Below are 4,755 nucleotides of genomic sequence, written 5' to 3'. Positions count from 1 at the left end.
GCGACGAATTGCTCGGCGTGCCGGTGCAGGACCGCGACTACGTGGTGGTCGGCGCGACGCCCGAGCAGATGACCGCGCAGGGCTTCCGGCCGGTCGGCAAGGATTTCCCGGTGTTCCTGCATCCGCAGACGCAGGAGGAGTACGCGCTGGCGCGCACCGAGCGCAAGACGGCGGCCGGCTATCACGGCTTCCAGTTCCACTACGCGCCGGACGTGACGCTCGACGAGGATCTCGCGCGGCGCGACCTGACGATCAACGCGATGGCGCGCGAGGTGAGCCCGGAAGGCGCGCTGGTCGGCCCGGTGATCGATCCGTTCGACGGGCAGGCCGACCTGCGTGCGCGCGTGTTCCGGCACGTGAGCGACGCATTCGTCGAGGACCCGGTGCGAATCCTGCGCATCGCGCGCTTTGCCGCGCGGTTCGCGGATTTCACGGTGGCGGACGAAACGCTCGCGCTGATGCGGCGGATGGTCGATGCGGGCGAGGTCGACGCGCTCGTGCCAGAACGCGTATGGCAGGAAATCGCGCGCGGGCTGATGGAAGCGAAGCCGTCGCGGATGTTCGCCGTGCTGCGCGACTGCGGCGCGCTCGCGCGCATCCTGCCCGAGGTCGACGCGCTGTGGGGCGTGCCGCAGCGCGCCGATTACCACCCGGAAGTCGATACCGGCGTGCACGTGATGATGGTCGTCGACTACGCGGCGAAGCAGGGCTATTCGCTGGCGGTGCGCTTCGCGGCGCTCACGCACGATCTCGGCAAGGGGACGACGCCCGCGGACGTGCTGCCGCGCCACGTCGGCCACGAAAGCCGCAGCGTCGAGCTGCTCAAGCCGTTGTGCGAGCGGCTGCGCGTGCCGAACGAATGCCGCGATCTCGCGCTGGTGGTCGCGCGCGAGCACGGCAACCTGCATCGCGTGATGGAGATGGGCGCGGCCGCGCTGGTGCGGCTGTTCGAGCGCAGCGACGCGCTGCGCAAGCCGGCGCGCTTCGCCGAGCTGCTGCAGGCGTGCGAATCGGATGCGCGCGGCCGACTCGGGCTCGATGCGCAGCCGTATCCGCAGGCCGAGCGGCTGCGCGTCGCGCTCGCGGCGGCGCGCAGTGTCGACGCCGGCGCGATCGCGCGCGGCATCGGCAACGATACGGAGAAGATCAAGGAAGCCGTGCATCGCGCGCGGGTCCAGGCCGTCGCGCAGGCGCTCGCGATCGGCGAGTAGTCGGCAAGGAGCAGGCAAGTAGCAGGCGCGGCCTGCGCGCCGGCCAGCCGTTACTGTTTCTTCTTGCGCGCCGGAGTCGCGGCCGCCGGGCGTTTGCCGGCGGCCGCGCGCGGCTTCGCCGCCGCCTTCTTTTCGGCTGCGCCGGCCCTGGACGGCCGTGCCGCGGCGGCGTCGCGGTCATCCCGCTTGGACGCCGGCGCGCGCCGGCTCACGCGCGGCTCGCCGGGCTTCGATTGCCTGATTTCCGTCGTCGCGGATACGAATTCCGCACCACTGTCGTCGAACAGCGGCAGCGTGCTGACGGTGATCAGCTCGGCCGGCCCGTCGCCGACATTGGCCACGCGATGCCGCTTGCGCGCGTCGAAGTGCAGCGAGTCGCCGGGCGTCAGCGGGTAATTCTTCTTGCCGACCGTGTAGCAGATGCGGCCCGCCAGCACGTACACGAATTCGTCGCCGCCGTGCGCGACCCATTCCGACCGGTAGCCTTCCATCATCTGCACCTTCAGTGCGTTGATCTGGCTGCCGTCGAACGTGGTGGACAGCCGCTCGTACCACTGCGACGCGGCGTCGAGCGCGTACGGCTTGCGGCTGCCCTCGTGCGAATCGGGCTGCGCCTGGCGCGGCTGCTCGATCAGCGTGCCGAGCGGCACGCCCAGCGCCTTCGCGACGTTGACGAGCGACGACAGCGAGATGCCCGTCAGATGGCGCTCGACCTGCGACAGGAACCCGACCGACAGGTTCGCTTCGGTCGCCACTTCCAGCAGCGTCTTCTTCGCTTCCCGGCGCAGGCGGCGAATGCGCTGGCCGATACGCATGAGGTCTGAATCCATGAATCTCTTTCGTGGCAACGAGTCGGGGCGCGGGCAATGGGGCCGTGCGGCCGCCCGGGGCGGCGAGGCCGGCGCATTGTACCGCGCAGCGTCGCGAGGGCGAATCGGCGTTGTGCCGGAATCCGCAGGCGGCACGCCGATTTTAGTCCTACGAAAATCTTGGCTTGACCTCGATTTCGACGTGCTCTAGATTCTGTCGCGCATCAAACAAAGTTAAGTGAGACAAAAATTTTACCGAAGGCCTGCCTCCCGGCCGGCGGCGCGGCCCGGCCGCGCGTGACCTGCGCCGCAACGACGTGCCGTGCCCGGCGCGCGATGCCGCGGCACGCCGCCGGCCGCTGACAACAATGAATAACGGGCATCCGATGATCGATCGACTGAAATACAGCTTCTCCGGCCTTCCCCCGTACGACGCGTCCGTCGCCGACACGCAGGCCGGCCTGTCGCGCCTGCTCGATGCCGCGCGACTCGATGCGGTGCTGATCACGTCGCAGGACGAATACGTGACCGAGTACCTGCCGCGCGGCAACAACCCGCGCTACGCGGTGTCGGGCTTCGACGGCTCGGCCGGCTGCGGAATCTTCCTGAGCGCGGCGACCGCGCAGGCGCTCGATCTGCCGCCGTTCGTGCTGTTCGTCGACGGCCGCTATCACTTCCAGGCCGACGAGCAGTGCGATCCGGCGCGCGTGCGCGTCGAGAAGCTCGGCATGAACGTGACGATCTGGCAGGCGATGGCCGACTGGCTGCTCGCGCACGCGAGCCGGCTCGCGCGGGTCGGCTACGACGCGCGGCGGATCAGCGTCGCGCAGCGCAACCGGCTGTTCGAGCAGACGCAGGCCGCGTCGCTCGACTGGACGAGCCTCGCCGAGCGCGAGATCGACCGGGCGATAGCGCTGCCGGGCTGGAACGTCGAGCGGCCGATCTTCGAGATCCCGGCAGCGATGACCGGCCTGAGCGTCGTGCAGAACCTCGACGCGCTGAACCGCCGGCTCGCCGCGCATACCGGCGCGGCCGACGGCAAGACGGCGTTCTTCACCTGCGCGTCGGACGATCTCGCGTATCTGCTGAACAGCCGCGGCTATCACATCCCGAATGCGTCGTCGCACCTCGGCTTCCTGTTCGCGGTCGGCGGGCGGGTGGCTTTGTTCCTCCCGGAAGGCTGCGACCGCTGCGAGGTCGCGCTCGATTCGTATCCGGCGCTGCAGGTGATCCGGCGCGACGTCGCGGCGCTCGAGCGCTTTCTCGCGCAGTTCGCCGTCGAGCACGTGTGCTACGGCTTCGAATCGGTGAACTGCGCGCTCGTCGACGCGGTGAAGCGGGTGTGGCCGCACGCGCGGCATGCCGATTTCAACCCGGTCGAGGCGATGCGGGCGAGCAAGACGCCGGCGGTGCTCGGCCAGTTCCGCGACGCGTTCGCGCGCAGCTGCGCGGCGATCGCCGAGACGATGCGTTGGGCCAAGACCGGCGAACCGGGCGTGCGCCACACCGAGTACGACCTCGCGCGCAGGATCAACGACGCGTACGGCGCACGTTCGGCGGTCGCGCTGTCGTTTCCGTCGATCGCGGCGAACGGCGCGAACAGCGCGTTCGCGCATTACACGGCGGCGAGCGCCGACGTCGAGCTGACCGAAGGCGAACTCGTGCTGCTCGACAGCGGCGCGTACTACGAAGCCGGCTTCGCGACGGACTGCACGCGCGTCGTGCTGCGCCGCACGCGGCCGGACACGGTCGCGCAGCCGTGGCAGCGCGAGATCTATACGGTCGCGCTGAAGGCCTGCATCAAGGGGCTCGTCACGCGCTTTCCGGCCACCGCGACGGGCGGCGACGTCGATGCGCTGGTGCGGCAGGTGTGCCGCGACCATGGCCACGATTTCGGCCACGGCACCGGGCACGGCGTCGGGATTCACGTGCACGAGGGCGGCGTGCGGTTCGCGCCGGGCGCGACGTACGGGCTGGTGCCGAATGCGGTGATTTCGGTCGAGCCGGGCATCTACCTGCCGGGCAAGGGCGGCGTGCGGATCGAGAACATCGTGATCGTGCGGGCGGACGACGCGCAGCCCGGCACCGTGACGTTCGAGAACATCGTGACGGTCGGCTACGACTGGGACCTGATCGATCTGGATCTGCTGGACAACGCCGAGCGTGCGTACCTGCGCGACTACGAGCGGCTGTGCGTGGAACGCGGTACGCAAGTCACCGCGTGTCCGCTGTTGTAACGAAGGGGAAGGCGGAAGCGCGGCCGCCGGTCGGCCGCGCGGCGCGCCGTCAGCCGGTCAGCGCGTGAGCGCCGACACGCGTCCGTCGGGGCCGTACACGCCGGCCGGCGCGGGCGCCGAGCGCAGCACCGCGAGCGCGCGCTCGTTGTAGTCCATCCGGATCCGGATCAGCATCCCGTTGTTCGCGTTGGCCTGGCGCGCGCGTTCGGCGGCCTGTTGCAGCAGTTGCCAGCGGCTCGCGAGGCGCGCGTCGCGCTCGGCCGCCTGGTCCATGCCTTTCTTGCCGGCCGGAAAGCCGAGCGCGGAAAGCTGCGTGTCGCGCGTGCGTTCGAGCTGCGCGAGCCGGTCGATCAATGCGCTTTTCTTCTCGACGATCCCGGGCAGCATCTCGAGCGGCTCGGCCGTCGTCAGCGCCTTTTCCTCGTAGACGAGCAGGGACGCGAACGCTTCGACCGTCGCGTGTTCGTCGTTGACCGTGGCCAGCAGCTCTTCTCTCAT

Annotated in this window: 4 protein-coding genes; 2 read left to right on the top strand and 2 right to left on the bottom strand. The window is 69.8% G+C overall.

Annotated features, from left to right (window positions below; genetic code table 11):
* Positions 1–1,211 (top strand): multifunctional CCA addition/repair protein (locus tag JMF90_RS24615; protein ID WP_201325534.1); only part of this gene is annotated, 1,211 nt, incomplete at its 5' end.
* 50 nt (positions 1,212–1,261) lie between these two features.
* Here JMF90_RS24615 and JMF90_RS24610 read toward each other — a convergent pair.
* On the bottom strand, positions 1,262–2,041 hold the full coding sequence (locus JMF90_RS24610; RefSeq protein ID WP_054928147.1) for a helix-turn-helix domain-containing protein: 780 nt from the start codon (positions 2,039–2,041) through the stop codon (positions 1,262–1,264).
* A 365-nt stretch (positions 2,042–2,406) separates the two neighbouring features.
* Here JMF90_RS24610 and JMF90_RS24605 point away from each other — a divergent pair, with 365 nt between their 5' ends.
* Entirely contained in the window at positions 2,407–4,257 is a 1,851-nt protein-coding gene (locus tag JMF90_RS24605; RefSeq protein WP_054928146.1) for a M24 family metallopeptidase, read from the top strand.
* A gap of 57 nt (positions 4,258–4,314) precedes the next feature.
* On the opposite strand, the gene JMF90_RS24600 is transcribed toward JMF90_RS24605, so the two are convergent.
* Positions 4,315–4,755, bottom strand: a 441-nt coding sequence (locus JMF90_RS24600) for a flagella synthesis protein FlgN (RefSeq protein WP_006477557.1), incomplete at its 5' end; no start/stop codon positions are given.

It is taken from the genome of Burkholderia sp. E168m23, assembly GCF_016586125.1.
Classification (GTDB): Bacteria; Pseudomonadota; Gammaproteobacteria; order Burkholderiales; family Burkholderiaceae; genus Burkholderia; species Burkholderia orbicola.
Note: the sequence above shows the minus strand (reverse complement) of the source record. Positions and strands in the feature narration are given on the sequence as shown.

What these genes read in the sequence shown, in the direction of transcription:
- JMF90_RS24610 (WP_054928147.1), bottom strand. Translation starts at nt 2,041, where the DNA reads ATGGATTCAGACCTCATGCGTATCGGCCAGCGCATTCGCCGCCTGCGC.
- JMF90_RS24605 (WP_054928146.1), top strand. Translation starts at nt 2,407, where the DNA reads ATGATCGATCGACTGAAATACAGCTTCTCCGGCCTTCCCCCGTACGAC.